This is a genomic window from Pseudomonas imperatae (assembly GCF_057128625.1).
Window position 1 is genome coordinate 357,753 of the sequence record NZ_JBSKHP010000001.1, and the last position, 26,939, is coordinate 384,691.

The following is a 26,939-nucleotide window of genomic DNA, read 5'->3' on the forward strand; positions in this document are numbered from 1 at the left end:
GCCGGGGTCAATGTTTGATACAAATTACTCTGTCGCCGCTGCTAGAACGCCGCTGCTAGAACGTATGTTCGGCCGTCTCGGGGTTGAGGTCGGTGATGCCCAGCTTGCCAGCGGCCTGTTCGATGCTGCCGGTCTGCTTGACCAGCGCGGCGATGGCGTCGCGCACCACCTGCTGGCCAGCGGTGTTGCCGGCGGCGATCAACTGGTCGTAGTGCTCGCCCTGGTTCGCGCGGTCGACCATGGCCTGCATGCGCGCCTGGGTGGCGTCGAGGTCGGCGCGCAACGCTGCGTCGGTGGCGGGGTCAGCCTTGGCCACCAGCGCCGACAGGCTCGGGCCGCTCAACCGGGTGCCGTCCAGGCGGGTGTATTCGCCCAGGTAGACGTTGCGGATGCCCAGGGCGTCGTAGAAGTGCGAATGATGGGTGTTGTCGCTGAAGCAGTCGTGCTCGTCTTCCGGCGAGTTGGCCTCCAGCGAGACTTTCATTCGCTCCCCCGCCAGCTCGCCCAGGGACAGGCTGCCCATGCCGAACAGCATCTTGCGCAGGCCTTTCTCCCCAGGCTCGGCCACCAGCGCGGCACGGTAGTTGTCTGTCACGCCAGGCTGCCACTGGGCGAGCATCTCCTCCAGGTCGCTGACCAGCAGCTGGGTCACGGCCGTCAGGTAGGCGCGGCGGCGGTCGTTATGCCCGCCGGTGGCGCCCGGGCCTTCCAGGTAGTCGGAGGCCGGGCGGTTGCCGGCGCCGGGCCCGGTGCCGTTGAGGTCCTGGCCCCACAGCAGGAACTCGATGGCATGGTAGCCGGTGGCCACGTTGGCCTCGGAACCGCCCAGCTCGTTGAGGCTGGCGAGGGCTTCGGGGGTAATCTGGGTGACGTCGACCTTGTCTTCGCCGATGCGGATCTGCGCGTTGGCGATGATGTTGGCGGTGGCCGCCGGGTTGCCCAGCGCCGGCTCGTAGTTGGCGTCGACGTAGTCGATCAGGCCTTCGTCCAGCGGCCAGGCGTTCACCTGGCCTTCCCACTCGTCAATGATCGGGTTGCCGAAGCGGAACACTTCGCTCTGCAGGTACGGCACCCGGGCCGCCACCCAGGCCTCGCGGGCCGCCTTGAGGGTGGTGGCGTCCGGGGAGGCGAGGAAGGTGGCGATGGCCTGCTGCAGCGCCAGGGCGCTGGTGTGGGCGTCGCTGAACACCGCCTGCACCAGGTCGGCGTAGTGGGCTACCACGGCCTGGGCGGCAACCTCGTCGACGCTCTTCTTGCCGGTCGCGGTGCTGCTGGAGGCGCTCGGCACCTGGGCGGCACTGCGCTTGTCTTCCTTGCTGTCGCCGCAACCGGCGAGCGAGACGGCGATGGCCAGCAGGCCGGCGGCCAGGGGCATGTGGGTCATGGCGATATCCTGCGTCGTGAGGGGGAAACGAGCCCGCAGGCTCGTTAAAACGGCGCAATGATGCGAAGGATATGCATTTCATGTAAACCGCGAAGATGTAAGCAAATTCGACAGGTCTACAGGCTCACCGCCTGGCTGCGCTGGGCCTGGCGCAGGAACAGGGTCAGTTCGCGCGCCGGCAGCGGCTTGCTGTACAGGTAGCCCTGGCCCTCGTGGCAGCCCTCGGCAATGATGTAGCTTTCCTGCTCCAGGGTTTCCACGCCCTCGGCGATCACCTGCATGCCCAGGCTCTTGCCCAGCTGGATGATGGCCCGCACGATGGTCGCGTCATCGTCGTCCTGCAGCAGGTCCATGACGAAGCTCTTGTCGATCTTGATCTTGTCCAGCGGCAGCGACTTCAGGTAGCTGAGCGACGAATAGCCAGTGCCGAAGTCGTCGATGGCGATCAGCGCCCCGGAGCGGCGCAGGCTCAGCAGGTGTTGGGCGGCGGTGCTGATGTCTTCCATCAGGCCGGTCTCGGTGACTTCCAGCTCCAGGCTGCGGGGTGGCAGGCGGTAGATCTGCAGGAAGTTGCTGACCACCCGCGGCAGTTCGGCGTGGTGCAGCTGCACCGTGGACAGGTTGACCGCCATGCGCAGGTCGCTGAAGCCCAGGTCCAGCCATTCGCGCAGTTGCCGGCAGGCCTGGTCCATCACCCATTCGCCGATGGCGACGATGCTGCCGTTCTGCTCGGCCAGGGGAATGAACTGGTCGGGCGGCACCAGGCCGTGTTCCGGGTGCTGCCAGCGCAGCAGCGCCTCGACACCGACTACGCGGTGGTCGCGGTAGCTGACCTGGGGCTGGTAGACCAGGAACAGCTGGCCACGGGCGATGGCTTCGCGCAGGTCTTTTTCCAGTTCGCGGCGGCGGCGCATCTCGCTGTCGACGCTGGCGATGTAGAACTGGTAGCGGTTGCGCGAGCGCAGCTTGGCCAGGGTCATGGTCTGCTCGGCTTTCTGCAGCAGCTTCTCGGCGTTGTCGCCATCTTCGGGGAACAGGGTGATGCCGATGGTGGCGCGCAGGCGAATCTCGCCCAGGTCCGGGCCGAAGGGCGCTTCCAGGTCGTCGAGAATGCTTTGCGCCAGTTCCGCGGCCTGGTAGGGCTGGTCGATGTCGGCCTGCACCAGGGCGAACTGGTCGCCGCCCAGCCGCGCCAGCGCGCCCAGGCGGCCGCTGTGGGCGCGCAGGCGGTCGGCCAGGGCCAGCAGCAGTTGGTCGCCGGTCTGGTAGCTGAATTGCTCGTTGATGCTCTTGAAGTCGTCCAGGCCCACGCACAGCACGGCCACCCGGCGTTGCAGGCGGCCAGCATCGACGAGGATCTTGTCCAGCTGCGACTGCAGTTGCTGGCGGTTGGGCAGGCCGGTGAGGAAGTCGTACTGGGCCATGCGCAGCAGGCTGTTCTCGGCCTCGTGGCGCAGGTTGGTGTTGCGCTCGATGGATTCCAGCAACTGGTTGGCGGTGTTGATCCACAGGCCCAGTTCATTGCGCTCGTGGCCCTTGAGCAGCGGCAGCTTGTGCTGGCTGGGGCGGTCGGGGTTGATCTGGGTCAGGTGCTCGATGATCTGTTTCAGCGGCTTGGTCAGCAACCAGTGGTACACCAGGTACAGCGCCAGGCCCATGGCCAGGGCACGGAGCACGCCGGAAATGAAGATGATCACCGAACTGGTGATGAAATCCCGGCCATAGGGTGCGGTATCTAGGGTGATGCTCAGGTCGCCGTAGTATTCACTGTACGGGCCGCGGCCCACCAGTTGCGTGGTGAAGGTCTTTTCTTCGCCCAGGATGGGGTCGGTGAGCCAGCGCGTGGCGGTCTGCAATGGCGGCCGGGCCTTGTCGGCCAAGGTCGGCTCGTTGGGGTGGCCGATGGACGCGATCCGCACGGCGTTGTCCTGGAACAGGCCCTCGATCACCTGCATGCCCATCTCCCGGTCCAGGCTGTAGACGGCCTGGGTGGAGGGGTCGCGGAACATGTCGAGGATGCGCGCGGCATCATTGGCCACGGCCTGGCGGGTCTTGTAGACGTCGAACACGATTTGCGCGCAACTGAGCACCACCCCGACAATCAATGCCGAGAGCAGTACCACGCGTAGCAACTTCACCGACAAGCTGTTCTTGAGTTCCAGCTTCAAAGGGCCATTCCTTGTTGCGTGCAAGTGGCATCAATATGCCATTATCGTTGGCAATCCCGGTAGGCAGTCAAGGGGTAACAGGCTGACAACGGATGGCCAATGCAGACGCCTTCCAGTATGTCGGTTGGAACCGGCTCGCACTTGAGCGCCGTCCGGCATTTTTTCCTTTTTTGAATCTTAGCCTTATCCCGGATCCAGGCAAGCCCCCTGGCGCCAGGCACAAAAAAACCCGGCACAGGCCGGGCTTTTTCAGCAAGCGCGAAGCTTAGGCAGTGAAGGTCTTGCCTTCGAACTGCTCGGCGACGAACTTCCAGTTGACCAGGTTCCAGAACGCTTCGACGTATTTAGGACGAACGTTGCGGTAGTCGATGTAGTAGGCGTGTTCCCAGACGTCGCAGGTCAGCAGCGGGGTGTCGCCGTTGGTCAGCGGGTTGCCGGCGCCGATGGTGCTGGCCAGGGCCAGGGAACCGTCAGCCTTCTTCACCAGCCAGCCCCAGCCGGAGCCGAAGGTGCCGATGGAAGTCTTGCTGAACTCTTCCTTGAACTTGTCGAACGAACCGAACGCGGTGTTGATGGCTTCAGCCAGGGCGCCGGTAGGTTGGCCGCCGGCGTTTGGCGCCAGGCAGTTCCAGTAGAAAGTGTGGTTCCAGACCTGAGCGGCGTTGTTGAAGATGCCGCCCGAGGAAGTCTTGACGATTTCTTCCAGGGTCTTGCCTTCGAACTCGGTGCCTGGCACCAGGTTGTTCAGGTTCACGACGTAGGTGTTGTGGTGCTTGTCGTGGTGGTATTCCAGAGTCTCTTTGGAGATGTGCGGCTGCAGCGCATCGTGGGCGTAGGGCAGCGGCGGCAATTCAAAAGCCATGGTGATTCTCCTAATCAGGTCTGTTGCGGTGAGCGCAAGGCCGATCACGGGCGGCCAGATATACGCCGGCGAGTTTTTACTCTTTGCGGCGCAAGCTCTGGATCATAGCACCGGGGCTTGGGCATAACCACGCAACAACTGTGTGGGATAGAGGTTCCAGAGCGTTTAGGCATATATAAGTTGCGCGGCTACCGCGAACATCATGACGGCCACCATCAGGTCTAGCAGCCGCCAGGTGGCCGGCCGTGCCAGCCACGGCGCCAGCCAGGCCGCGCCCAGGGCCAGGGTGAAGAACCACAACAGCGAGGCGCTTGCGGCGCCGGCCACATAAGCGCTGGGCATGCTCTGCTGCGCGCCCAGGGAGCCGATCAGCAGAACGGTGTCCAGGTACACGTGGGGGTTGAGCAGCGTCACCGCCAGCGCGCTCAACAGCACCGCGCGCCGCGAGCGCTGGCCATCGCCGTCACCCTGTTGCAGGCTTTGGCTGGAACAGGCGCGGCGCAGCGCCTTCGCCCCGTACCACAGCAGGAAAACGGCCCCGCCCCAGCGCGCCACGCCCAGCAGCAACGGGCTGTGCGCCAACACGTTGGCCAGGCCGAACACCCCCAGGGTCACCAGCACGGCATCGCACAGCACGCACAGCAGGGCCACCGGCAGGTGATGCTCGCGGCGCAGGCTCTGGGCCAGGACGAACGCATTCTGCGTGCCGATCGCCATGATCAGCCCCGCCGCCACCAACAAACCGTTTACATAACTGTGCCACATGACATTCACGCTCCTCTGCAAGGCTTTGGAGTGTGGGGCCTGTTGCTGTATAAGAAAAACCAATACTGCTGATCGCTCATTAGGAATAGTGATGTTCGATTACAAATTGCTCTCGGCCCTGGCGGCGGTCGCCGAACAGGGCGGCTTCGAGCGCGCGGCCCAGGTGCTGGGGCTGTCGCAGTCGGCCATTTCCCAGCGCATCAAGCTGCTCGAGGCGCGCATTGGCCAGCCCGTGCTGGTGCGCGCCACGCCGCCGACGCCAACCGAAGTTGGCCGGCGCCTGCTCAACCACGTGCAGCAGGTGCGCCTGCTTGAGCGCGACCTGCAGGGCCAGGTGCCGGCGCTGGACGAAGAGGGCTTGCCCGAGCGCCTGCGCATTGCCCTGAACGCCGACAGCCTGGCGACCTGGTGGGCGTCGGCGGTCGGCCGTTTCTGTGCTGAGCGCGGGCTGCTGCTGGACCTGGTGGTGGAAGACCAGGAGGTGGGTCTCAAGCGCATGCGTGCAGGCGAGGTGGCCGCCTGCCTGTGCGGCAGCGAGCGGCCGGTGGCTGGCGCGCGCAGCCTGCTGCTGGGCGCCATGCGTTACCGGGCATTGGCCAGCCCCGAGTTTGTCGCCAGGCATTTCCCTGCGGGCTTCGATGCGGGACAATTGGCCCGCGCCCCGGCCCTGGTCTTCGGCCCGGACGACCTGCTGCAACACCGCTACATGGCCGCACTGGGGATCGACGGCGGCTTCATGCACCACCTGTGTCCTTCTTCCGAGGGTTTCATGCGCATGGCCGAAGCCGGCCTGGGCTGGGGCCTGGTGCCCGAACTGCAGGTGCAGCCGCAACTGGCGGATGGCAGCCTGGTGGAACTGATGCCCGAGCGCTGGATCGACGTGCCGTTGTACTGGCACCACTGGCGCCATGGCGGCCAGTTGCTCACTGACCTCACCGACCACCTGGCGCGCCAGGCCGGGCAGTGGCTGGTAACAACCCTTTAACGATACAAACGATGCGGAGCGCTTCATGAAAATTCTGGTGACCGGCGCGAGTGGCTTTATTGGCGGGCGCTTTGCCCGCCATGCGCTGGAACAGGGGCTGGAGGTGCGCGTCAGTGGCCGCCGGGCCGAAGGGGTCGAGCACCTGGTGCGCCGGGGCGCACAGTTCGTCCAGGGCGACCTCACCGACCCTGACCTGGTACGCCGCCTGTGCATCGGTGTCGAGGCGGTGGTGCATTGCGCTGGCGCCGTGGGCAACTGGGGCCGTTACCAGGACTTCCATCGCGGCAACGTCGAGGTCACCGAAAACGTCGTCGAGTCGTGCCTCAAAGAACAGGTGCGGCGCCTGGTGCACCTGTCCTCGCCTTCCATCTATTTCGATGGCCGTTCGCACCTGGGCCTGCGTGAGGAACAGGTGCCGCGGCGCTTCCACGATCATTACGCGAAGACCAAGTTCCTCGCTGAACAGAAGGTCTTCGGTGCAGCCGAGTTCGGCCTTGAGGTGCTGGCCTTGCGCCCGCGCTTCGTCACCGGGGCCGGCGATGTCAGCATCTTCCCGCGGCTGCTGGCGATGCAGAAGAAAAACCGCCTGAAGATCATCGGCAACGGCCTCAACAGGGTCGATTTCACCAGCGTGCAGAACCTCAACGAGGCGCTGATGAGCGCGCTGATGGCCGGGGACACTGCCCTGGGCAAGGCCTACAACATCAGCAACGGCAGCCCGGTGCCGATCTGGGACGTGGTCAACTACGTGATGCGGCAGATGAACCTGCCCCAGGCCACCCGTTACCGCGGCTACAAGCTGGCGTACACGGCGGCGGCGCTGAACGAAGGCGCCTGCCTGCTGTGGCCGGGGCGGCCGCAACCGACCCTGTCGCGCCTGGGCATGCAGATCATGAACAAGGATTTCACCCTCGACATCAGCCGGGCAAGGCATTATCTGGAGTACGAGCCCAAGGTCAGCCTGTGGTCGGCGCTGGATGAGTTCTGCGGCTGGTGGAAAGCCCAGGACCGCACCGGCAGCCGTTGAACCGGCGCGCGCCTGCGTGGTCGATCACTGCGGCCCGTGGGCGGGTATACTCGCACCGCTATTTAGCCATCATCGTGCTACATACAAGGTTTCCCCATGCGCAACGACGCCCGTGACGACGATTTTGACAATGTGCCCCGCCTGAGTGCCAAGGACGGGGATGACGACGACTTCGCCCCCGCCACCCCCGCCGAGCGCGACCGCACCACGGTGTATTCGCGCACCACGCCGGTGGTCAAGGTCAAGGGCCCCAGCACCGGTGGCCTGTGGGCCCTGGTGGGCGCGCTGACCATTGCCCTGGCCGGCCTGGGTTGGTGGAGCTTCCAGCAGATCTCGCTGATGGAGCAGCAACTGGTGGCCACCCAGGAAAGCTTCGCGCGCATCAGCGAGGAAGCCGCCGGGCGCCTGCAGGACATCAGCGGCAAGGTGGTCGCCACCGAGTCCAGCGCCACCACCGGCAGCGAGCAATTGAAACTGCAGATCAAGCAACTGCAGGCGCAGCTGCAGGACCAGGGCCGCCAGCAGCAGGGCGTGGCCGGGCAGCAGGGTGACCTGGGCAAGCGCCTGGACCAGGCCCTGGCCCAGGCCAGTGCCCAGCAGGCGGCGAACGAGCAGGTGCAGGCGCAGCTCAAGAGCCTGGGCGCAGACCTGGCGACCCTGAAGGCCGGCCAGGCCGACGGCGGCAAGCTGGATGCGCAGATCAAGGCGGTGGCCAATGACGTGGCGGCGCTGAAGAAGCAGGGCAACGTCGGCGGCCGCCTGGACAGCGTCGAGCAGGACCTGGTGGTGCTCAAGAGCGAGGTGGAGAACCGCCCGGCGCCGGCAGCCGGCACCAACACCGCCGAGTTCGACTCGTTCCGTGGGCAGACCACGCGCAACATCAGCACCCTGCAGAGCCAGATCCAGAACCTGCAGCAGCAGATCAATACCCGCCAGTAAATCGGCTGGGCATGAAAAAGCCCCGGTGCTCGCGCACCGGGGCTTTTTCGTTCAGGCCAGGCTTACAGCGTCGGGTAATCCAGGTAACCCTCGGCGCCCTTGCCGTAGAACAGTTCCGGCTTGGGTTCGTTCAGCGGCGCATCGGCTGCCAGGCGGGCCACCAGGTCCGGGTTGGCGATGTAGGGGATGCCGAAGGCCACGGCGTCAGCGGTGCCGGCTGCCAGGGCAGCGTTGGCGCTGGCCTTGGTGAAGCGCTCGTTGACGATGTACGGGCCACCGAAGGCTTCCTTCAGGGCGGCGCCGATGCTGTCGTCGGCCTGCTTCTCGCGGGCGCAGATGAACGCCACGCCACGCTTGCCCAGCTCGCGAGCCACGTAGCTGAAGGTTTCCAGGCGGTTGGCGTCACCCATGTCATGGGAGTCGGCGCGCGGTGCCAGGTGCACGCCCACGCGGCCGGCGCCCCACACGTCGATGCAGGCATCGGTCACTTCCAGCAGCAGGCGCGCGCGGTTTTCCAGCGAGCCACCGTAGTTGTCGGTGCGGTTGTTGGTGCTGCTTTGCAGGAACTGGTCCAGCAGGTAGCCGTTGGCGCCGTGCACTTCCACGCCGTCGAAACCGGCGGCCTTGGCGTTCTCCGCGCCCTGGCGGTAGGCCTCGACGATGTCGGCGATTTCAGCGGTTTCCAGCGCGCGAGGGGTCGGGAACTCGGTGATCGGGCGCACCAGGCTGACGTGGCCGGCCGGTTTGATGGCGCTTGGGGCCACTGGAGTCTCACCGTTCAGGTAGCTTTCATGGGAGACGCGGCCCACGTGCCACAGTTGCAGGAAGATGCGGCCGCCAGCGCCATGGATGGCCTTGGTGACGTTGGTCCAGCCACGCACCTGGTCGTTGGACCAGATGCCCGGGGTGTCGGGGTAGCCTACGCCCATCGGCGTTACCGAAGTGGCTTCGCTGAGGATCAGGCCGGCGCTGGCGCGTTGCACGTAGTACTCGGCCATCATGGCGTTGGGCACTCGGCCTTCGTCGGCGCGGCAGCGGGTCAGGGGGGCCATGATGATGCGGTTCGGCAGCTCGAGGTCGCCAAGTTTGATCGGATCGAAAATCGTGGTCATGGGACTAGCCTCACAGGGTTGGAGTTGGCAGGGGAATAACGGGCGCGCTCAGAGCTCCTGGCTCATCTGCTTGAGGAAGGCCTGGATGGTCTCCTCGTTGCGCTGGAAAAAGTGCCACTGGCCGACTTTGCGGCTGCTGATCAGCCCGGCGCGTTGCAGCGTCGCCAGGTGGGCCGACACCGTGGACTGCGACAGGCCGCAGCGCTGGTCGATCTGCCCGGCACACACGCCGATGTCGGTGCTGTGGTGCTGTTGGTCGGGGAATTCGACTTCAGGGTTTTTCAGCCAGTTGAGGATTTCTCGCCGTACTGGGTGGGCCAGGGCTTTTATTATTTCGTCGAGATCGATGGGCATGGCAGCAGTGCTCGTCCGGGTCAGCGTATATCGCGTTGGGACGAAATATATATCTGTAAATCGCGATATACAAATATGATCGAGCGCTATGCACAGGCTAAATCGGTATATCGAGTTATAACGATGCGCTCGCCAGGTGGTACGCTGGAGAGATGAACTATCTCGCGCACCTGCACCTGGGCGGCCAGGAACCTGAACAACTGCTGGGCAGCCTGTATGGCGATTTCGTCAAGGGCCGGCTGGAAGGGCAGTACGCGCCGCGTTTGCTGGCGGCCATCCAGCTGCACCGGCAGATCGATGCGTTTACCGATAGCCATCCGTTGGTGCTGGCGGCGTTGGCGCGCTTTCCTGCGGCGCGCCGGCGGTACGCGGGCATTATCCTCGATGTGTTTTTCGACCACTGCCTGGCCCGACACTGGCAGGATTACGCCGAGGTACCGTTGCACCAATACACCGCCGGGGTCTACCGGGTGCTGGCCGCCGAGCCGCAGTTGCCGGGGCGGCTGGCGCGCATGGCGCCGTACATGATCGCCGACGACTGGCTGGGTTCGTACGCGGAATTCGAGGTGCTGGAGCAGGTGTTCAACGGCATTGCGCGGCGGCTGTCGAAGCCGGAAGGGATGCTGGGAGCGATGGAGGAAGTGCGCGCGCTGTACGAACCCCTCACCGCGGACTTCCGCGCCTTCTACCCCATCCTCCAGCAGTTCGCCCGCCCGTAGCAGCTGCCGCAGGCGGCGTCCGAAAACACCACCGTGGCGCCTGGGGACGCGGCCTGGTGGCCGCTGCTACAGAGGTTACGCGGCTTCGGCCTGCTCGGTGGCCTGGCCAAACAACGCTACGCGCACCGCTTCCTGCGCCTGGAACGCCAGCGCCGCGCGCTCCATGCCCGCGCTGGGGATGGGCGCCAGCAGGTGGATTTCAACTTCGCCCACATCGTTGCTGAACAAGCGCATCAGGTGCGACAGCAGGTCGTCGTCGCCAATGAACGGCGCCAGCGGGTCGAGCGCGCCGTTGCGCAGGTAACGGATGGCCACCGGTTGCAGCGGCACCTGGGCCTCGATGGCGCTGGCCAGCAGGCGGCCGTGGAAGGTGCGCAGGGCCTGGCCGTTAGTGGTGGTGCCTTCGGGGAAGATCATCAACGAGCACTGGCTGCCCAGGTGGCGGGTCATCTGCCGGCGAATCAGCTGGCTGTCGCCCGAACCGCGGCGGATGAACAGGGTGCCGGCCTTCAGCGCCAGCCAGCCGGCGATCGGCCAGGCCCGCACTTCGGCCTTGGACAGGAACGACAACGGTGCCAGTTGGCCCAGCAGGGCGATGTCGGTCCAGGAAACATGGTTGCCCACCCACAGCATCGGCTGGGTAGGCAGGTTGCCGTGCACGGTCACGCGAAAGGGCAGGGCGTTGCTCAGGCGGGCCATGAAGAAGCGCGACCAGCGCTGGCGCCGGACCATCGAGTTGCGCAGGCGCAGGCGTTCATACAGGGTGAAGATGGCCGCCATGCCCAGGCCCAGGGCAACCACCAGCAACACCCGGGCGACGCGCGCGTAGACGCGCCCGCGTGCCATCAGACCGCCGCCTTGAAGTGACGGGCGTAGCGTGGGCAGAGGTTCTCGCGCTTGAGCAGGATGAACACGTCGGCCACCTGGAATTCCTCGTCCCAGCAGGGCTCGCCGCACACCTTGGCGCCCAGGCGCATGTAGGCCTTGAGCAGCGGTGGCATTTCGGCGATGACGTTGTGCGGCACGTCCAGCTCAGGCAATGGGTTCTTCGGTTCGGCGCGCAGGTGCTCGGTGCACAGGTAGCGTTCGCGCAGGCGCTGCATGATCGCCCGGGCCTGCACGCCGCCGTCCTGCATGGGGATGCTGGCGCAGCCCATCAGGTAGCTGTAGCCGCCTTCGTTGAGCACTTCGGCCAGTTCGCCCCAGAGCACGGCGATGGTGCCGCCGTTGCGGTAGTCGGGCGCCACGCAGGTGCGGCCGATTTCCAGGATCGGGCCCTGCAGGCCACCCAGGCCGTGCAGGCTGAATTCTTCTTCGCTGTAGAAACGGCCCAGGCCGTGGGCAGCGGTGTGGTCGAGCAGGCGGGTGGTGGCCACCAGTTCGCCGGTGCTCAGGTCGCGGACACCGATGTGGCGGCAGTGGGCGTCGTAGTCGTCCATGTCCAGGCCCAGTTCGGCACCCTTGAGCTTGGCGTTGAACTCGCCGCTGAATACATTGAAACGCAGGCTCTGGGCCTCGCGCAGGGCTTGGTCCCCGGTCAGGCGTTCGGCTTGCAGGCGACGTTCGGTGCGAGTAACGCCAGATAGAGCGATCTGAGTCATTGCCAGTCTCCAAAAGCCAGCCATGGGGTTGCGGCCGGTCCACTTTGTTGTGCAAGCTCAGCCTAGGTAGGCCCGGTGTCATCACCGTTAAGCTTTGGTGATGCTTGTATGACAGCCCCCAAGGAGCGCCCCATGTCCTGGCTCAAGTTGCTCAATGTGCGTGAACGCCTGCCGCTGGCAGCATCGTTGACTGATACCTATGCCGCGCTGCTCGAGCGCCTGGGGCCGGTGTCGCCGTTTGAATTGGCGGTGCTCGGCGGCCAGGCCGTGCACAGCCCGGGGCTGGCGTTCCTGGTGGGCTACCAGGCCGCGTTGCGGGTGTTGTGGCCCAGTGCGCCGCCCAGCCTGGGCGCGATCTGCGCCACCGAGCAGCACAGCCTGCGCCCGGCCGACCTGCAGACGCGCCTGGCGGACCTGCGCCTCAACGGCCGCAAGGATTTCGTCACCGCCGGCGATGCCGCCGACTGGCTGCTGGTGGCCGCCCGCAGCGAAAGCGCCGGGCAGGCGCCACGGCTGAGCCTGGTGGTGGTCTACCCCGGCGAGCCGGGCGTGCGCCTGGAGCCGTTGCCGCCGATTGCGCTGATGCCGGAGATCAGCCACAGCCGCCTGCACCTGGACAACGCCCTGTGCGAACGCCTGGCCGGGGACGGCTGGGACGCCTACGTCAAACCGTTCCGGAGCCTGGAAGACCTGTATGTGCTCAGCGCCATGCTTGGCTGGCTGTACGCCTGCAGCCAGGACCACGGTTGGCCGCAGGCGTTGCAGCTGCGCCTGGTGGGCCTGCTGGGCAGTTGCGCCGAAGCCACCCGCCAATGCGCGGACGCGGCGGCCAGCCATGTGCTGCTGGGCGGCGTGTTCGAGCAGTTCGCGGCGTTGGCCGGGCCCCTGGAACAGGCGTTCGCCAACGGCCCCGCGGAGCTGGCAGCAGTGTGGCAACGCGACCGCGGCCTATTGACCCTGGCCAGCGGTGCCCGGCAGAAACGCCTGGATAAAGCCGTGGAAGCCCTGGCCCTGTAGCCGCTGCCGCAGGCAGCGTCCGAGCGCGAATACCTGTCACATTCGCCTTCTACACTGCGCGCCATGCGCACACCCTGGCTCTGCCTCCTTGCTGTTTTCGCCCTGCCTGCCCTTGCCGAGGACTGGCCCGGCGAGCAATGGGCTCAGGCCCTGCAACCGCCCACGCCGGCGGTGCAGGCCCTGGCCGACTACGCCTTCCCCCCGCGCGATGACAGCACCCGTACCGGGGTGCGCACCGACGCCCTGGTGGTGATTCGCGACGGGCGCCTGGTCTATGAGCGCTACGCGCCGCCCTTTACCGCCGACTCCCTGCACAGCACCTGGTCGATCAGCAAAAGCCTGATGGCCTGCGTGCTGGGCGTCGCCTATGGCCAGGGCCGCTTCCAGCTCGATGACCCGGTAGCCACCTATTACCCGGCCATGGCCCGCCACCCCGAGGTGCACCTGGCCGACCTGTTGCACTGGGCCTCGGGGCTGGACTGGCAGGAAGACTACGAATACGCGCCGCTGTATTCGTCGGTGGTGGCCATGCTCTACACCCGTGGCCGTGATGACATGGCTGCGTTCACCGCCGGCCTCGACAGCTTTGCCGCGCCGGGCCAGGTGTTCCGCTATTCCAGTGGCGACAGCAACCTGCTGTCGGCGGCGCTGCAGCAGATGGTTGGCGCCCACGACTATCCCGACTATCCCTGGCAGGCGCTGTTCCAGCCGCTGGGCATTGAGCACGCGGTGTGGGAGGCGGACGGCAAGGGCGTGTTCGTGGCCTCGTCCTACGCCTACCTGCGCGCCCGCGACCTGGCCCGCGTCGGCCTTTTGATGTTGCGCGACGGCCGCTGGCAGAACCGGCAGCTGTTGCCCAGAACCTGGACGGCCTTCAACCGTCGGCCCTTCGACCACGCCGTCGCCGAGCCAGGCGAAGCCACCGGCGGTGGCCAGTGGTGGCTCAACCAGCCCGTGGGCAATGCCCCACGCCCCTGGCCCGACGCCCCGGCACAGACTTTCGCCGCGCTGGGCCATTGGGGCCAGGCGCTGTACGTGCTGCCCGAACAGAAGTTGGTCATCGTCCGCTACGGCGATGACCGCGACGCCAGCTACCAGCACAACCAGCTGCTGAAACTGGCCATCGCCGCGTTCGCCCAGGGCAAAGCGCAATGAGGCGCGGGGTGACGGTGATCATCGTGCTGGCCCTGGGCCTGTCCGTGTGGCACGAGCGCGTGGCGCTGCTGTCGTTTCCCGGCATCCTCAGCGCCTACAGCGCCAAGGAATACTGCTCGTGCCGCTACGTGATGGGCCAATCGGCCGGTTACTGCGCCGGTTACGTCAAACAGTGGTTGCCCTTGAGTGCGCTGGAAGATGACGCGGCCAACACCCGGGTGTCAGCGCGGGGGCTGGGGCAGGGCGCCACGGCGGTGTGGGCTGGCACGCGGCAGGGTTGTCGGCTGCAACGCTGAAATTGAACTTGCGTCACGGTTCCTGAGCAGGTTCACGGCGGCTTCGCCAGTCATTGATATAGCTCAGGATTTTCTCGGTGCCTTGCTCTGTCTCCAACAGCTCCATGGGAGGTCGCCCTCCCAGGAATGGGTTGGGTGCTTCCATCCATTTGAACGCTGCGCCTCGACTCCCTTTGGCATCTATCACCGGTCCAAGCACCTGCTTCAAGCGTTGGGGGTTTGCGTACCAGGACTCTGGCTTCAAGGTGGCCTGGCGCCCGCCGGCAATGACGCGAGGCAGCTGCGATGCTGCCAGTTCGCGGGTATCGATTCTTTTTCGAACCCAGTGGGCCAGTTTTACCAGTTCGCTGTTTGGATGCCGATGATGGCCGGTTGTGGGAATGACCAGACCTACTCGAACGGATGTATTAGCTCTGATCATTTCCAGTGCCGGAGCCAAGTCGGTGTCATTGGTCACGACAACGACCTGATCGACGGTGCCGGTCAAGGCATCGTGGTACGCGTGCAAGGCTAAATTCACATCTGATTGTTTTTCCTCCACCTTCCAGGCCAACCCGGTGTCGCAATCCTTGGGTAGGCGTTTTGGCTGAGTTGCACAGATCAGACGCACCTTCATGGGGTTTACAGCGTAGTACCCTTCGATTAGCTCGATGCGGGTGCCGTGGAGTTTTCGCAATGCGCTGTGATACCTGGCTTGGGATGAAACCGAGTCAGGATCGCTGGCCACGCTTTCAATGATTCGCGCTGTAAAGAACTTCAGGGAGGGCGCCGGAAGGAGTACCCAAGAGCGTGGGCGAAGCAGATCATCCGGTGCCAGGATGGAGGGCAGAATGTGCTGCTCGCATAGAGCTATCGGGTCAAGCCATTTGAACGCTGTGTTGCGCAGACAGCCGTAATAAAGGTTGTAGCCGTCGATGTAGATTCGGGTTCGCAGCGGCGTCGAAGCCGTTGGTCCATGCATTGACGATGCTCCATAAACGAAAAAACCGGCTTTCGCCGGCTTTTTCCCCCTCAAACCAGATGGTCATGCCACACCGGTTGCAAGGGTTAGTTGTTGGGACAGATTATTGCGCAGCCAAGCGCCAGGAGCAAGATGATAAAGGGTGGCTGGCTCTTGGGGTGTCCTTCTTGTGTTTCGGAATGAGACCTAATATTGGGCTCCGGCGTCAATTCGGAGCGCTTGTAATGTTTTTTGCTACCTGAGCGGTGCCCGGTTAAGGTTGGCCTGACAATCTGTAACCGGAGGTTGCATGGCCGGCCCCATCTTTCCCTGGCGCCCCGACAACCAGTTCGAACTGCTGGTCGACGGCCCGGCATTTTTCCCGCCCATGCTCGCGGCCATCGCCGCGGCTCGCGAGCAGGTCGACCTGGAACTGTACCTGGTGGAGTCTGGCCAGTGTGCCCAGGTGGTCATCCAGGCCCTGGCCGAGGCGGCCGGGCGCGGTGTTGCCGTGCGTTGCCTGTTCGATCATTACGGCTCGCTGGCCCTGAGCGCCGAGCTGCGCCAGGTGCTGATCGACGCGGGGGTGGAACTGCGCTGGTACAACCCGGTGCGATTGCGCCGTGGGCTGCGCAACCTGTACCGCGATCACCGCAAGATGCTGATTGTCGACCAGCAATGGGCGGCGGTAGGCGGCACCGGGCTGACCGACCAGTTCTGGCAGCCAGGCCAGCCCGACAGTGAATGGCATGAAGTGATGGTGCAGATCCAGGGGCCGCTGGTGGCTGACTGGCAGATGCTCTTTGACCGCCAGTGGCGCGCCAACCTGCGCCGCACGGCGTGGCGCCCGGCCACCCATTTCGGCCTGCCGCGCCTGCCCAGGGTGCCGGCCAGCGGTGCCGGCCTTGGGCGCGTGGCCTACGCCGATGCCCGCCAGCACCGGGACATCCTGCGGTCGCTGGTGCGCGCCATCAACAGTGGCCACCGGCGTATCTGGCTGGCTACGCCGTATTTCCTGCCCACCTGGAAGGTCAGGCGTTCGCTGCGCCGGGCGGCGGCGCGTGGGGTGGACGTGCGGCTGCTGCTCACCGGGCCACGCACCGACCATCCCTCGGTGCGCTATGCCGGGCACAACTATTACCCGCGGCTGCTCAAGGCCGGGGTCAGCATCTTTGAATACCAGCCGTGCTTTTCCCATTTGAAGATGGTGCTGATCGACGACTGGGTCAGTGTCGGCTCGTGCAACTTCGACCACTGGAACCTGCGTTTCAACCTGGAGGCCAATGTCGAGGCGCTGGACGCCTCGCTGACCCTGGCGGTGGAGCGCAGCTTCACCACCGACTTCCAGGCCAGCCAGCGCGTCGAGCTGGCGGACTGGCGGCGGCGCCCCCTGTGGGGCAGGGTGCAGCAACGGGTGTTCGGCTGGCTGGACCGGCTGACCATCACCGTGTTCGGGCGCCGCGAATGACACTTTCCGATGAGTAGTAACCGCGTATTACCCGGTGGCCAACCCAGGGGACTAACGTGTTAGGCGTGAAGTTATCTACGCTGTCTTATAGGAGTGTCACAGCATGGCCGCGAAAAAGATCCTGATGCTGGTCGGCGATTACGTCGAGGACTACGAAGTGATGGTGCCGTTCCAGGCCCTGCAGATGGTCGGCCACGTGGTGCACGCAGTGTGCCCGGACAAGACCGCCGGGCAGAGCGTGCGCACCGCCATCCATGATTTCGAGGGCGACCAGACCTACAGCGAGAAGCCTGGGCACAACTTCGCGCTGAACTTCGACTTCGCCCAGGTGCGTGCCGGCGACTACGACGCCCTGGTGATTCCCGGCGGCCGCGCGCCCGAGTACCTGCGCTTGAACGCCAAGGTGCTGGAACTGGTGCAGGCCTTCGACCAGAGCGGCAAGCCCATTGCCGCGGTGTGCCACGGCGCGCAGCTGCTGGCCGCGGCCGGCGTGCTGGAAGGCCGCGAGTGCAGCGCCTACCCGGCGTGTGCCCCGGAGGTGAAACTGGCCGGTGGCCGCTATGTCGACATCGAGGTCAACCAGGCCCACGTGCAGGGCAACTTCGCCACCGCCCCGGCCTGGCCCGCCCACCCCGCCTGGCTGGCGGGCTTCCTGGGGTTGCTGGGGACCCAGATCATCCTGTGAGGATTTGCCCATGTGCGAGCTCTACGTAAAAGCCGACCCCATCCTCTACGAGTCCCGCTCGCGCTCGCTGCGCATCCGCGGGGTGGTGACCACTCTGCGCCTGGAGAACCAGTTCTGGGACATCCTCAGCGAAATCGCCGAGGTGGACGGCATGAGCACCAACCAGCTGATCACCAAGCTCTACGAGGAGGTGATGGACTACCGTGGCGAGGTAGTGAATTTCGCCTCGTTCCTGCGGGTGAGCTGCATGCGCTATTTGACCCAGCGGCGCGCGGTGGCGGCGGTGCCGCGCGCGGCGTCGGTCGTACCGATGACCGCCCACGCCTGACCTGACCGCCCTGTAGCAGCGGCCGCAGGCCGCGTCCAACGCGTTCCGATTTTCCCGGCACACTGCGGCGAATCCGGACGCGGCCTGCGGCCGCTGCTACGGGGCCTTATAAAAAAGCCCGGCACACAGGCCGGGCTTTTTCAACGCAAGGCCTGCGGCCTTACTTCACTTCAACTGCCAGGCTTTCGCTGATCTTCTGCTGCCAGATCGCTGGGCCGGTGATGTGTACCGACTCACCCTTGCTGTCTACCGCAACGGTAACCGGCATGTCCTTGACGTCGAACTCGTAGATCGCTTCCATGCCCAGCTCTTCGAAGGCCACCACGCGCGACTTCTTGATGGCTTGCGCCACCAGGTAGGCCGCGCCGCCCACTGCCATCAGGTAGACGGCCTTGTAGTCCTTGATCGCCTCGATGGCCACCGGGCCACGCTCGGACTTGCCGATCATGCCCAGCAGGCCGGTCTGGTCGAGGATCTGGCGGGTGAACTTGTCCATGCGCGTGGCAGTGGTCGGGCCAGCCGGGCCAACCACTTCCTCGCGCACCGGATCAACCGGGCCGACGTAATAGATGAAGCGGCCTTTCAGGTCCACCGGCAGGGTTTCGCCGCGGTTGAGCATTTCCACCATGCGCTTGTGCGCGGCGTCGCGGCCGGTGAGCATCTTGCCGTTGAGCAGGATGGTCTCGCCTGGCTGCCAGCTCTGCACTTCTTCGGGCGTCAGGGTGTCGAGGTTGACGCGGCGGGCCGACGGGCCGGCTTCCCAGACGATTTCCGGGTAGGCGTCCAGGTCCGGTGCTTCCAGCTCCGCAGGGCCCGAGCCGTCCAGCACGAAGTGGGCGTGACGGGTGGCGGCGCAGTTGGGGATCATGCACACCGGCAGCGAGGCGGCGTGGGTCGGGTAGTCCATGATCTTCACGTCGAGCACGGTGGTCAGGCCGCCCAGGCCCTGGGCGCCGATGCCCAGCTGGTTGACCTTCTCGAACAGCTCCAGGCGGATCTCTTCGATACGGTTCTGCGGGCCGCGGGCCTTCAGCTCGTGGATGTCGATGGATTCCATCAACACTTCCTTGGCCATCACCGCGGCTTTCTCGGCGGTGCCGCCGATGCCGATGCCCAGCATGCCCGGTGGGCACCAGCCGGCGCCCATGGTTGGCACGGTTTTCAGCACCCAGTCGACGATCGAGTCGGACGGGTTGAGCATGGCCATCTTCGACTTGTTCTCGGAGCCGCCGCCCTTGGCCGCCACGTCCACTTCCACGGTGTTGCCGGGAACGATGGAGTAGTGGATGACTGCCGGGGTGTTGTCCTTGGTGTTCTTGCGAGCACCGGCCGGGTCGGCCAGGATCGAGGCGCGCAGCACGTTCTCGGGCAGGTTGTAGGCGCGACGCACGCCCTCGTTGATCATGTCGTCCAGGCTCATGGTGGCGCCATCCCAGCGCACGTCCATGCCTACGCGCACGAACACGGTGACGATGCCGGTGTCCTGGCAGATCGGCCGGTGGCCGGTGGCGCACATGCGCGAGTTGATCAGGATCTGGGCGATGGAATCACGGGCCGCCGGCGACTCTTCGCGCAGGTAGGCTTCGTGCATGGCCTGAATGAAATCTACCGGATGGTAGTAGGAAATGAACTGTAAGGCGTCGGCGACGCTCTGTATCAGGTCGTCTTGCTTGATCACGGTCATGCGGCGCGCTCCTCTTAAAGACGGGAACATTCGTTAAGGTATTTCGACACGTCGGGCGACCATCGAAACGACCTTTCAAGACGCGCCGGGCAGCTGCGACCGACGCAAAAAAGGCGCGGCAGTATACCGCACCTGGCGGCCACCGACACACGCCGATAGTCAAAGGCGGGGCGGTTATCGGCGCGCTGGAAAGGTAAAAAGCTGTACAGAACTGTTATACAGCGGTTGCAAATTTGGATAGTTATTTTTGACGGGTAGCACTAAAGTGGCATCTGGCCATAGCGCCGTTCGGTGCCAGGACGGGAAGGGATCCCTTTGAGCACGGTGAGTCAACGAGTGACCGACAAACTTCTACAGAAGCTGCTGATCAAGCGCTTCACCCTAGCCGCTGGCACGTACGTGCTGGTGCTGATGCTGACCTGGGTGGCAACGCTCAGCGACTACTTTCGCGCCTCGATCACCACCACGGTGGTCACCACGCTGTTGGTGATCGTGACCCAGGGCGCCCTGGCCCTGGTGTTTTCAAAGGGTTGGAACCGCCGCTTCCGCGACCCCAGCCTGACCGAGTTCCAGGTACTGCTGGCGCTGGGCTGGCAGACCTGGCTGATGGCCAACCTCGACGGTGCGCGTGGCACCTTCCTGGTGCTGTACCTGTTGATCCTGCTGTTCGGCCTGTTCCACCTCACGCGCCGGGTGTTCGTGCGCTGCGCCGTGCTGGTGTTCTTCAGCTTCGCCGGGCTGAACCTTTATGAAGGCTACCAACTGCAGCTGCCCGACCCGGGCCTGGCGGCCATTCAGGTGTGCGTGCTGTTCGTGGTGCTGGTGTGGCTGTGCCTGTACGCCAGCTACGTACAGGCTTCCCGCCAGCGCATGCGCCAGCGCCGCTACGCGCTGCAGGCGCACCAGGACACCTTGCGCGGCATGATGCGCCAGCTCGAGGACCTGGTGGCTACCGATGAACTGACCGGCCTGTACAACCGCCGCCACTTTCTCAGCCTGGCTGGCCGCGAGCTGCTGGCCATGAGCGCGGGTAGCCAGCATGGCCTGGCACTGATCGACCTGGACCACTTCAAGCGCATCAACGACGTGCACGGCCACGCCGCTGGCGACCAGGTGCTGCAGGTGTTCGCCGAGGTGGCCGCCGCCTGCCTGCGCGACGGCGATGTGCTGGCCCGCTACGGCGGCGAGGAATTCGTGCTGCTGTTGCCCGACTCCAACACCGAGCGCCTGAGCGTGTGCTGTGAGCGCCTGCGCCTGGCCTTCGCCACGGCCGAGCTGGGCGAGCTGAACGTGCAGAACCTGAGCCTGTCGGTGGGCATGACCCTGCTGCTGGAAGGCGATGACCTGGACGATGCGCTGCACCGCGCCGACCAGGCGCTGTACCGCGCCAAGCGGGCGGGCCGCAACCGCTGCGCGGCCGCCTGGGAAGCCGCCGATGCCTGAACTCACTGTTGGCCAGCAGCGCTGGTCGGTGGCGCCGGGCGAGAATCTGCTCGACGCCCTCAACGCCCAGGGCCTCAACGTGCCGTACAGCTGCCGCGCCGGCAGTTGCCACGCCTGCCTGGTGCATTGCCTGCGCGGCGAGCCGCTGGACCGCAAGCCCGAGGCGCTGGACGCCGGCAAGCGTGCTGAAGGCTGGCGCCTGGCGTGCCAATGCCAGGTAGTCGACGACCTCAGCGTGGCGGTGTTCGACCCCAAGGCCGACGGCCTGCCTGCGCAGGTGGAAAGCTGCGACTGGCCCAGCCCCCACGTGCTGCGGCTGCGCCTGCAACCGGGGCGGCCGTTGCGTTACCAGGCCGGCCAGCACCTGGTGCTGTGGACCGAGACCGGCGTGGCCCGGCCCTATTCGCTGGCCAGCCTGCCCCAGGAAGATCGCTTCCTGGAATTTCATATCGACTGCCGTCATCCAGGTGCCTTCGTCGACGTGGCGCGTACCTTGAAGGCGGGCGATACCCTGCGCCTGGGCGAGTTGCGTGGCGGCGCCCTGCATTATGACCCTGACTGGCAGGACCAGCCGCTGTGGCTGCTCGCGGCGGGCACCGGGCTGGGGCCGTTGTACGGGATTTTGCGTGAGGCGCTGCGGCAGGGGCACCAGGGCGAGATGCGGGTGATGCACCTCGCTCAGGACGCTGGGGAACACTACCTGGCGGCTGAGCTGCAGGTACTCGCCCAGGCACAACCCAGCCTGCAAGTGGACCTGCTGCTGCCGGAGCAGTTGGCCGCCGCGCTGGCGACCTTGCGCCCCCGCTCACGCCAGACCCAGGCGTTGGTCTGCGGTAGCCCGGCCACTGTCGAGGTCTTTGCCAAGCGCTTGTTCCTCGCGGGCGTACCGCGTAGCCAGGTATGGAGCGACGCTTTTTCCGAGCGTCGCCAGTAACCGCGGCCCGTTTGCAGCGTCAGCTGAGGCGCACCCCTGGTGCGACTACCGGGAAAGTATCCTGGTGTGTGCCGCGGGATGGTTCAGGGACCTGGCCGTTGAGACCATGGCGTCGCAGCCACGCGTGAAACTGGTTGCCTTCGACGTAGTAACCACTGGTGAGAATGGCATTATCCACCTCGATCAACACGTCATGGTACTCCGAGCGGCGGTCGGCAACACTGAAGCCACGGCCAGAAGCAAAGGTTGCGTCCAGGTGGCCATCGGGCAGCAAACGCAATAGCAGCCCCGCGTAGCCGCCCGCAACCCTCGCACTGCCAGCCACCACCAGGCGCCCTTCCTGCACCGCGACTGCCTGCAGCTCATCTACAGCTGTCGCGGGCAACGAGAACTTCAACGGCTGGCCGCCATTGAAGTCAGGGTCGGGTTTGCCAGCCGGGCTCAAGCGTGCCATGAGCCCATCGCTGGCAAGGTTGCCGAAAGCGAGCAGCCAACCATTGGCTTCCACCAGCAGGGCGCCGAACCTGGCCAGGTTGTCCGCTTCACCCACCGCGATGAAGCCTGGGGAGTTTTCCGGGCCGAACAGTGGGTCAGGCTGGCCACCGGAAGTGAATCGAGCCACGATCGCGTAGGCGGTGTCGCCATCGTTGCGCTGCGTCCGCCCGTGAACCAGGACCCTGCCATCCGCGAGCACCTGCAGCCCGTTGGGATCAATGTCCTGGCCGTTGACGGTGACGTGCACCACGCCTGTGCCATTGAAGGCCTGGTCGAAACTGCCGTCGGCATTCAAGCGGATCAGTTGCGTAGTGCCGGCGGAGTTGTCAGCCGTCGCCACCAGGGTCAGCATGAGTATCTTATTGTCGTCCGTCAGCGCGAAGTTGGTCCTGGAGGGGGGGCGGGTACCGCGGGCGCGAGAGGTTGCAGCCCTGCTCGAAGGTTGCGGCAACTCGAGCACCAGAATGCCATTGTCGCCGAAGGCGGTATCCGCAATGCCATCCAGGCTGTACCTGGCCAACGCCGGCTTGGTCAACCACCCATCAAAGAGGAAAACTTCCCCAGTCAGCACAATCTTGTCTTGATCCAAGGTGATGCCGTCGATGCCTGAAAAACCTTCCCAAAACTCGGAAAATTCCCCTATGACATATCCGCTGTTGTCAGGGCCGAAAGAGGTGTCGAATTCCAGCGCGTGGTTGACCCTCGCCAAGGCAAAGGTGCCCTCGAGCATCACGGCGATCAGTGTATGAGAGTCCCCCACGGGTTGCATGGCGATGATCTGGCCATCCAGATCGTCGACACCGGCGACGTTGGTCGCGGTGTGCGGGTGGACAGCATGGCGGATCAGCTGCATCAGCAGGTCGCGGATGGGCGGTCTGTTCGACGGGTGCATGGTCAAGCTCCAGGAGTTCGTCGCGACCGGTGTTGGCCGCGTTCGCCTTCGATTAAGCGCTGAAGGCGAATGGCGCGAAACTGTAAGAACTGACAGGTGCGTCTAGCGCGAAGCCAGCCTGGTACGCCGCCGCTCCGCCTGCCGCAGGCCATCACCCTCAAAACGGCGCACCCAGGCGTAGTACCCCTGCTGGTACAGATACCCCGCGGCAATGATGGCGCCATCGCGTTCCAGCCCCAGCGCCAGGTATTCCGATTCGTGCTCGGCGATCAGGTAGCCGGCGCCGTCGGCGAAGCTTGTGTCCAGCGCGCCGTCCGCTGCCAGTCGCACCAGAGTGCCCTTGTACTCGCTGGCGCCGGCGGTGGCCGCCAGCAGCAGGGCATCACCCTGACGAGCCACGGCCTTTACCCCGCTGACTTCGAACGGCAGCGTGACCAGCAGCGGCACGCCGGTGTTGAAGTCCGCGTGCGGGCTGCCGTCGGCGCGGCGGCGGGTCACCAACAGCTCGCTGCCGAAGGTGCCGGCGGCATGGATCTCGTGGTGGTCGTCGACGCTGACCTGGCTGAGCACAGTCCGGGTGCAGGCGTCGCCGATGACAATGAAGCCGGTGCCGTTGAAGGTCATGTCGCGGTGGCCATTGGCGTCGAACCGGGCGATCAGGCCCTGGGTGGCGCCTTCGTCGTCCGGGCAGGTGGCGCCGTACAGCAGCAGGTCATTGCCTTGACGGACGACACCCCGGGGCACCACGCCGCGGCCCTCGAACTGCACCTGGGCAAAACCTTGCTGGTTGAAGCTGGTATCCAGCGCGCCGGCCGCATCCAGGCGCACCAGGAACGCCCGGCCGTCGGGATGCTGCTCGCAGGCTTCGAGGAAAAACAGCACCACGCCGCCGTCGGCCAGCACCACGGGCGTCTGCGGGGTGAAGATCGCCGAGTGGGCGGTGCCGCGGTGCTGCTTGCGTGGCCGGCGGCGCGAATGGGGCAGTTCGAGGATGTGCTTGCCGTCGCCATTGAAGGACAGGTCCGGGCGGCCATCGGCGTGGTAGCGGGCGAGGGCGATGCGGTCTACATCGAAGTCGCAGGTGGCGCCCACCACCAGCACCTTGTCGCCTACCCAGGCAAGCTGGTTCACGGCAGTGAAGGCAAAGCCTGCGGTGTCGAAACTGTCGAAGAAATAGCCCCTGCCTGGCAAGCCGAAGCTGTCGTCCAGGGTCAGGTCGGCGTGCAGGCGGGCCACGCAGAACCCGTAGCCCGAATCGATCGCCACCAGCCATTGGTCGCTGCCCGGCACCTGGGCGATGGCCTTGATGTCGCCGTCGATATCCAGCACCTGATGCTCCAGTGCTTGGCTGAGTGCGCGGGGCAGGGGTAGGGGTGATTCGCGGTGGGTCGTTGTGCGTGAGTGCATGCTGCACCTCCCTATGTGGGTGAAATAAGCGGCTATTTCACCGCAGCCAGGGTGGCGCGCGGACCTGCTAGTTCTACAAGTATCGCGCTGCGCAGATCGCGCGCACTGTTGGGTTTTACTCATTTAACCGGAGCAAACTCTATGATTTACGCCCAACAATCCTTTGGACTTGACCCTGCTTTTGGCAAGCAGGGCATGGTTGTTTGCGATAAAACCCTGCTGGGGGACCTCGTTGCCAACAGTGTTTATTCCATGGCCGTGCGCGCAGATGGCTCGATAGTCGTGGCCACATCGGATGAACATCGCCAAGGTGGCCTGTTGATCGCGCTCGACAAGAATGGACAGCCAGACGGCCCTTCAGGCCATGCCCGTTACATCCACCTCGAATTCGAGGGCCATGAGTTCGAAGAAGGTGTAGGGGTGCAGGAACTGGCCGATGGCCGCCTGTTGTTCACCGCCTGGCTTGAAGGCGAAGGCGAGGCGCTGTGGGTGCCCGGTTTCGCCATGGTCAACGCGGATCTCAGCCTGGACACCAGCTTCGGTGACCAAGGCTTCACGGTGGTGCCTTTCGATGAGCTGCGCCAGGCGCGGGTGGCGAGCGCGGCGCAGGCTGGTGCTCGTCCAGCCGCGCAGGTGGGTGCTGTCATGGGCACCGCTGCTCACTTCGTCATTCCCTTCGTGGTCAACGACGAACAGACCTTTGTCATTCGCCTGCTGGCCAACGGCAAGCTGGATACCGGGTACCACGGCAGGGGCTATCAGGAAATCGTTCATGAAGGCAAAGCCTGCGAACTGCCGGCAGCCACTACCCTGGAAGACGGCCGCATGTTGCTGGCCGGGCGTTGCGATGCCAGGAAACAAACCTTGATCGTCGGCTTGACCGCACAAGGTGAAATCGATGCGAGCTTCGGCAAGGAGGGGGTTGCGTTAGTCGACCTTCCAGAGGCCCGCTTGCTATCGATCTTCCGGACGCCTGGACATACGCTGCTGGTCAGCGGCTTCCTTGCCACTGACGGCCTGCTGGCCAGCCTGCTGCCCGACGGCACCCTTGATCCTCAATTCAACCACGAAAAGCCGTTCTTGCTTGAGCCCTACGCTGCCCGCCTGCGCGTTGAACGCCTCGAGGCCGGGCTCGACGGCCTGATCTGCGGGGTGGGGCAGGATCACGCCGCGAACCTTGTGGAGTCCAAGGGTGTGCTGACCTGCCATGGCCTGGACGGCGCTCCGCATCCGTCGTTCGGCCCGCAAGGCACGTTGTTCGAGGACAATAGCCACGGGTTCTGGGACCTGAAGCTGCAGCACGACGGCAAATGGCTGGTAGCCGGCTCGCATTGGCCGTCGCGAGACGGCCTGGTGTGCCGCTATATGCACGCTAGCCGCTGAGCAGCGCCCCTCCATTCCAGTGCCGCGCCGTTGCCGAAGCTGCCGTCGAAACGCCCACTGGGCAGCAGCCCTGCGGCGAAGGCTCGTGGCCGAGACTGCTGCGTGGCGATGCCGGTGATCAAGCCATGGCCACCGGCGCGCTGCTGGATCGCGTCGGCCTGCAGCGCCTGGCACGCCACCGGCAGCACGCCGGCGTACCCAGGTTGGGGCAAGCCCTCGTCGTCCAGCGCCGTGACCGTCAGCAACTGGCTGTCGCTGCCGCTGGCGCAAAACCCCAGCAGCCAGCGGTCGCCTTGCGCCTGTGCCTGGCCCAGGCAGGTAAAGCCGCTGTCCTGCCTGGTGCCCCGCAGCCGGGCGAAACCCCCGTCGCCGTACGATGGGTCAAGCCTGCCGTTGCGTTCAATGCGGGCCAGGAAACCCTGGCGAATGCCATCGCGGATGTTCCACCTCACGCCACAGGCCAGCACGCGGCCGTCCCGGAGCAGGGCGAAATCGTGCAACAAAGTGTGCTGCCCAGGTACCTGGAACTCACGGTAGCCCCAGCCAATGTCCAGTCGGCCGCGGGCATCCAGGCGCAGCAACAGGGCCTGCCATTGAGCGCGTGGGTGAGACAGGCCGATATAGCTGAATTCGCCATCGTGGCGGCTGATGAGCCGCGGGGGCGAGGCCCGCGCCGTGGGCGTCGAGGGTGCAGCGCCGATGTCCAGGAGCACGCTGCCGTGGTAACCGAAATGGCCACAGGGTGCGCCAGAGGTGCCCAGCAACGTCGCTCGCAGCAACATCCTGCCGTTGCCACGCCCCAGCGTGGTCAGCAGGGACGTGCCGTTGGGCAGCTGCTGCCGGTACTCCAGCGGGTAGGGTTCACGCTGCATGGCCATGGGGCACTTCCCTGTGAG

The 26,939-nt window shown here is 65.2% G+C and carries 26 protein-coding genes; 13 read left to right on the forward strand and 13 right to left on the reverse strand.

Going from position 1 to position 26,939, the window contains the following annotated elements; all coding sequences use genetic code 11:
• Positions 1-55 precede the first annotated feature (55 nt).
• The 4 genes from ACWKWX_RS01700 to ACWKWX_RS01715 form a co-directional block, all read right to left on the reverse strand.
• A complete protein-coding gene (locus ACWKWX_RS01700) occupies positions 56-1,384 on the reverse strand; it encodes an imelysin family protein (protein WP_483826867.1) in 1,329 nt (442 codons plus the stop codon).
• 116 nt (positions 1,385-1,500) lie between these two features.
• Entirely contained in the window at positions 1,501-3,552 is a 2,052-nt protein-coding gene (locus ACWKWX_RS01705; RefSeq protein ID WP_416426781.1) for a putative bifunctional diguanylate cyclase/phosphodiesterase, read from the reverse strand.
• A gap of 265 nt (positions 3,553-3,817) precedes the next feature.
• Positions 3,818-4,414 carry a superoxide dismutase gene (locus tag ACWKWX_RS01710; RefSeq protein ID WP_416426779.1) on the reverse strand — a complete coding sequence of 199 codons (597 nt, stop codon included), beginning with the start codon at positions 4,412-4,414 and terminating at the stop codon, positions 3,818-3,820.
• Positions 4,415-4,579: 165 nt separating this feature from the next.
• On the reverse strand, positions 4,580-5,179 hold the full coding sequence (locus tag ACWKWX_RS01715) for a LysE/ArgO family amino acid transporter (protein ID WP_416426777.1): 600 nt from the start codon (positions 5,177-5,179) through the stop codon (positions 4,580-4,582).
• A gap of 85 nt (positions 5,180-5,264) precedes the next feature.
• On the opposite strand from ACWKWX_RS01715, the gene ACWKWX_RS01720 reads away from it, so the two are divergent.
• The 3 genes from ACWKWX_RS01720 (at position 5,265) to ACWKWX_RS01730 (ending at position 8,130) form a co-directional block, all read left to right on the forward strand.
• On the forward strand, positions 5,265-6,164 hold the full coding sequence (locus tag ACWKWX_RS01720; protein ID WP_483826954.1) for a LysR family transcriptional regulator ArgP: 900 nt from the start codon (positions 5,265-5,267) through the stop codon (positions 6,162-6,164).
• Positions 6,165-6,189: 25 nt separating this feature from the next.
• A complete protein-coding gene (locus ACWKWX_RS01725) occupies positions 6,190-7,191 on the forward strand; it encodes an NAD-dependent epimerase/dehydratase family protein (protein ID WP_416426773.1) in 1,002 nt (333 codons plus the stop codon).
• A 96-nt stretch (positions 7,192-7,287) separates the two neighbouring features.
• Positions 7,288-8,130, forward strand: coding sequence for an ATPase (locus ACWKWX_RS01730; protein ID WP_416426771.1), 843 nt, complete (start codon positions 7,288-7,290; stop codon positions 8,128-8,130).
• Positions 8,131-8,192: 62 nt separating this feature from the next.
• Here ACWKWX_RS01730 and ACWKWX_RS01735 read toward each other — a convergent pair whose 3' ends face one another.
• Both ACWKWX_RS01735 and ACWKWX_RS01740 read right to left on the reverse strand, forming a co-directional pair.
• Positions 8,193-9,242, reverse strand: coding sequence for an alkene reductase (locus tag ACWKWX_RS01735; protein WP_416426770.1), 1,050 nt, complete (start codon positions 9,240-9,242; stop codon positions 8,193-8,195).
• Between the two features lie 48 nt (positions 9,243-9,290).
• On the reverse strand, positions 9,291-9,596 hold the full coding sequence (locus ACWKWX_RS01740; protein WP_416426769.1) for an ArsR/SmtB family transcription factor: 306 nt from the start codon (positions 9,594-9,596) through the stop codon (positions 9,291-9,293).
• A gap of 152 nt (positions 9,597-9,748) precedes the next feature.
• Between ACWKWX_RS01740 and ACWKWX_RS01745 the strand changes: the two genes are divergently transcribed.
• Positions 9,749-10,315: an acyl carrier protein phosphodiesterase gene (locus ACWKWX_RS01745; RefSeq protein ID WP_483826868.1), complete on the forward strand. Its 567-nt coding sequence runs from the start codon at positions 9,749-9,751 to the stop codon at positions 10,313-10,315.
• A gap of 75 nt (positions 10,316-10,390) precedes the next feature.
• On the opposite strand, the gene ACWKWX_RS01750 is transcribed toward ACWKWX_RS01745, so the two are convergent.
• Complete coding sequence (locus tag ACWKWX_RS01750) at positions 10,391-11,161, reverse strand: lysophospholipid acyltransferase family protein (RefSeq protein ID WP_416426767.1); 771 nt, start codon at positions 11,159-11,161, stop codon at positions 10,391-10,393.
• Positions 11,161-11,916 (reverse strand): L-ornithine N(alpha)-acyltransferase, encoded by a 756-nt coding sequence (gene olsB / locus ACWKWX_RS01755; RefSeq protein ID WP_416426765.1) that lies wholly within the window; start codon positions 11,914-11,916, stop codon positions 11,161-11,163. Before olsB ends, ACWKWX_RS01750 begins: the two co-directional genes overlap by 1 nt.
• 132 nt (positions 11,917-12,048) lie before the next feature.
• Here olsB and ACWKWX_RS01760 point away from each other — a divergent pair, with 132 nt between their 5' ends.
• The 3 genes from ACWKWX_RS01760 (at position 12,049) to ACWKWX_RS01770 (ending at position 14,384) form a co-directional block, all read left to right on the forward strand.
• Positions 12,049-12,933, forward strand: a complete 885-nt coding sequence (locus ACWKWX_RS01760) for an acyl-CoA dehydrogenase family protein (RefSeq protein ID WP_483826869.1) — start codon at positions 12,049-12,051, stop codon at positions 12,931-12,933.
• 63 nt (positions 12,934-12,996) lie between these two features.
• Positions 12,997-14,088 carry a serine hydrolase domain-containing protein gene (locus tag ACWKWX_RS01765; protein ID WP_483826870.1) on the forward strand — a complete coding sequence of 364 codons (1,092 nt, stop codon included), beginning with the start codon at positions 12,997-12,999 and terminating at the stop codon, positions 14,086-14,088.
• On the forward strand, positions 14,085-14,384 hold the full coding sequence (locus ACWKWX_RS01770; protein WP_483826871.1) for an amidase: 300 nt from the start codon (positions 14,085-14,087) through the stop codon (positions 14,382-14,384). The genes ACWKWX_RS01765 and ACWKWX_RS01770 overlap by 4 nt, the downstream gene beginning before the upstream one ends.
• Positions 14,385-14,397: 13 nt before the next feature.
• Here the strand turns inward: ACWKWX_RS01770 and ACWKWX_RS01775 are convergent, their stop codons facing one another.
• Entirely contained in the window at positions 14,398-15,345 is a 948-nt protein-coding gene (locus tag ACWKWX_RS01775) for an antitoxin Xre/MbcA/ParS toxin-binding domain-containing protein (RefSeq protein ID WP_416426758.1), read from the reverse strand.
• A 289-nt stretch (positions 15,346-15,634) separates the two neighbouring features.
• On the opposite strand from ACWKWX_RS01775, the gene ACWKWX_RS01780 reads away from it, so the two are divergent.
• The 3 genes from ACWKWX_RS01780 (at position 15,635) to ACWKWX_RS01790 (ending at position 17,805) form a co-directional block, all read left to right on the forward strand.
• Entirely contained in the window at positions 15,635-16,792 is a 1,158-nt protein-coding gene (locus ACWKWX_RS01780) for a phospholipase D-like domain-containing protein (protein ID WP_483826872.1), read from the forward strand.
• Between the two features lie 103 nt (positions 16,793-16,895).
• Positions 16,896-17,477 carry a DJ-1/PfpI family protein gene (locus tag ACWKWX_RS01785; protein ID WP_416426753.1) on the forward strand — a complete coding sequence of 194 codons (582 nt, stop codon included), beginning with the start codon at positions 16,896-16,898 and terminating at the stop codon, positions 17,475-17,477.
• A gap of 10 nt (positions 17,478-17,487) precedes the next feature.
• Positions 17,488-17,805, forward strand: a complete 318-nt coding sequence (locus ACWKWX_RS01790; protein ID WP_416426752.1) for a ribbon-helix-helix domain-containing protein — start codon at positions 17,488-17,490, stop codon at positions 17,803-17,805.
• 160 nt (positions 17,806-17,965) lie between these two features.
• Here the strand turns inward: ACWKWX_RS01790 and ACWKWX_RS01795 are convergent, their stop codons facing one another.
• Positions 17,966-19,489, reverse strand: coding sequence for a fumarate hydratase (locus ACWKWX_RS01795; RefSeq protein WP_416426750.1), 1,524 nt, complete (start codon positions 19,487-19,489; stop codon positions 17,966-17,968).
• Between the two features lie 336 nt (positions 19,490-19,825).
• Here ACWKWX_RS01795 and ACWKWX_RS01800 point away from each other — a divergent pair, with 336 nt between their 5' ends.
• Positions 19,826-20,932 carry a GGDEF domain-containing protein gene (locus ACWKWX_RS01800; protein WP_483826873.1) on the forward strand — a complete coding sequence of 369 codons (1,107 nt, stop codon included), beginning with the start codon at positions 19,826-19,828 and terminating at the stop codon, positions 20,930-20,932.
• On the forward strand, positions 20,925-21,866 hold the full coding sequence (locus ACWKWX_RS01805) for an iron-sulfur-binding ferredoxin reductase (RefSeq protein ID WP_483826874.1): 942 nt from the start codon (positions 20,925-20,927) through the stop codon (positions 21,864-21,866). The genes ACWKWX_RS01800 and ACWKWX_RS01805 overlap by 8 nt, the downstream gene beginning before the upstream one ends.
• 19 nt (positions 21,867-21,885) lie before the next feature.
• Here the strand turns inward: ACWKWX_RS01805 and ACWKWX_RS01810 are convergent, their stop codons facing one another.
• Both ACWKWX_RS01810 and ACWKWX_RS01815 read right to left on the reverse strand, forming a co-directional pair.
• The gene (locus ACWKWX_RS01810; RefSeq protein WP_483826875.1) at positions 21,886-23,253 is read right to left on the reverse strand and encodes an NHL repeat-containing protein; all 1,368 of its coding nucleotides are present in this window, start codon (positions 23,251-23,253) and stop codon (positions 21,886-21,888) included.
• A gap of 102 nt (positions 23,254-23,355) precedes the next feature.
• Positions 23,356-24,660, reverse strand: a complete 1,305-nt coding sequence (locus tag ACWKWX_RS01815) for an NHL repeat-containing protein (RefSeq protein ID WP_483826876.1) — start codon at positions 24,658-24,660, stop codon at positions 23,356-23,358.
• Positions 24,661-24,801: 141 nt separating this feature from the next.
• On the opposite strand from ACWKWX_RS01815, the gene ACWKWX_RS01820 reads away from it, so the two are divergent.
• The gene (locus ACWKWX_RS01820) at positions 24,802-26,043 is read left to right on the forward strand and encodes an NHL repeat-containing protein (protein WP_483826877.1); all 1,242 of its coding nucleotides are present in this window, start codon (positions 24,802-24,804) and stop codon (positions 26,041-26,043) included.
• Here the strand turns inward: ACWKWX_RS01820 and ACWKWX_RS01825 are convergent.
• Positions 26,022-26,921: a hypothetical protein gene (locus ACWKWX_RS01825; RefSeq protein WP_483826878.1), complete on the reverse strand. Its 900-nt coding sequence runs from the start codon at positions 26,919-26,921 to the stop codon at positions 26,022-26,024. The two genes, ACWKWX_RS01820 and ACWKWX_RS01825, sit on opposite strands and share 22 nt — an antisense overlap.
• Between the last annotated feature and the right edge of the window lie 18 nt (positions 26,922-26,939).

Excerpts from the sequence above, each read along its gene's own strand:
- ACWKWX_RS01725 (WP_416426773.1), top strand. The coding sequence starts at position 6,190 with ATGAAAATTCTGGTGACCGGCGCGAGTGGCTTTATTGGCGGGCGCTTT.
- ACWKWX_RS01760 (WP_483826869.1), top strand. The coding sequence starts at position 12,049 with ATGTCCTGGCTCAAGTTGCTCAATGTGCGTGAACGCCTGCCGCTGGCA.
- ACWKWX_RS01745 (WP_483826868.1), top strand. The coding sequence starts at position 9,749 with ATGAACTATCTCGCGCACCTGCACCTGGGCGGCCAGGAACCTGAACAA.
- ACWKWX_RS01805 (WP_483826874.1), top strand. The coding sequence starts at position 20,925 with ATGCCTGAACTCACTGTTGGCCAGCAGCGCTGGTCGGTGGCGCCGGGC.
- ACWKWX_RS01730 (WP_416426771.1), top strand. The coding sequence starts at position 7,288 with ATGCGCAACGACGCCCGTGACGACGATTTTGACAATGTGCCCCGCCTG.
- ACWKWX_RS01825 (WP_483826878.1), bottom strand. The coding sequence starts at position 26,921 with ATGGCCATGCAGCGTGAACCCTACCCGCTGGAGTACCGGCAGCAGCTG.
- ACWKWX_RS01750 (WP_416426767.1), bottom strand. The coding sequence starts at position 11,161 with ATGGCACGCGGGCGCGTCTACGCGCGCGTCGCCCGGGTGTTGCTGGTG.
- ACWKWX_RS01700 (WP_483826867.1), bottom strand. The coding sequence starts at position 1,384 with ATGACCCACATGCCCCTGGCCGCCGGCCTGCTGGCCATCGCCGTCTCG.
- ACWKWX_RS01780 (WP_483826872.1), top strand. The coding sequence starts at position 15,635 with ATGGCCGGCCCCATCTTTCCCTGGCGCCCCGACAACCAGTTCGAACTG.
- ACWKWX_RS01765 (WP_483826870.1), top strand. The coding sequence starts at position 12,997 with ATGCGCACACCCTGGCTCTGCCTCCTTGCTGTTTTCGCCCTGCCTGCC.
- ACWKWX_RS01740 (WP_416426769.1), bottom strand. The coding sequence starts at position 9,596 with ATGCCCATCGATCTCGACGAAATAATAAAAGCCCTGGCCCACCCAGTA.
- ACWKWX_RS01775 (WP_416426758.1), bottom strand. The coding sequence starts at position 15,345 with ATGCATGGACCAACGGCTTCGACGCCGCTGCGAACCCGAATCTACATC.
- ACWKWX_RS01770 (WP_483826871.1), top strand. The coding sequence starts at position 14,085 with ATGAGGCGCGGGGTGACGGTGATCATCGTGCTGGCCCTGGGCCTGTCC.
- ACWKWX_RS01810 (WP_483826875.1), bottom strand. The coding sequence starts at position 23,253 with ATGCACCCGTCGAACAGACCGCCCATCCGCGACCTGCTGATGCAGCTG.
- ACWKWX_RS01815 (WP_483826876.1), bottom strand. The coding sequence starts at position 24,660 with ATGCACTCACGCACAACGACCCACCGCGAATCACCCCTACCCCTGCCC.
- ACWKWX_RS01795 (WP_416426750.1), bottom strand. The coding sequence starts at position 19,489 with ATGACCGTGATCAAGCAAGACGACCTGATACAGAGCGTCGCCGACGCC.
- olsB (WP_416426765.1), bottom strand. The coding sequence starts at position 11,916 with ATGACTCAGATCGCTCTATCTGGCGTTACTCGCACCGAACGTCGCCTG.
- ACWKWX_RS01790 (WP_416426752.1), top strand. The coding sequence starts at position 17,488 with ATGTGCGAGCTCTACGTAAAAGCCGACCCCATCCTCTACGAGTCCCGC.
- ACWKWX_RS01785 (WP_416426753.1), top strand. The coding sequence starts at position 16,896 with ATGGCCGCGAAAAAGATCCTGATGCTGGTCGGCGATTACGTCGAGGAC.
- ACWKWX_RS01710 (WP_416426779.1), bottom strand. The coding sequence starts at position 4,414 with ATGGCTTTTGAATTGCCGCCGCTGCCCTACGCCCACGATGCGCTGCAG.
- ACWKWX_RS01820 (WP_483826877.1), top strand. The coding sequence starts at position 24,802 with ATGATTTACGCCCAACAATCCTTTGGACTTGACCCTGCTTTTGGCAAG.
- ACWKWX_RS01735 (WP_416426770.1), bottom strand. The coding sequence starts at position 9,242 with ATGACCACGATTTTCGATCCGATCAAACTTGGCGACCTCGAGCTGCCG.
- ACWKWX_RS01715 (WP_416426777.1), bottom strand. The coding sequence starts at position 5,179 with ATGTGGCACAGTTATGTAAACGGTTTGTTGGTGGCGGCGGGGCTGATC.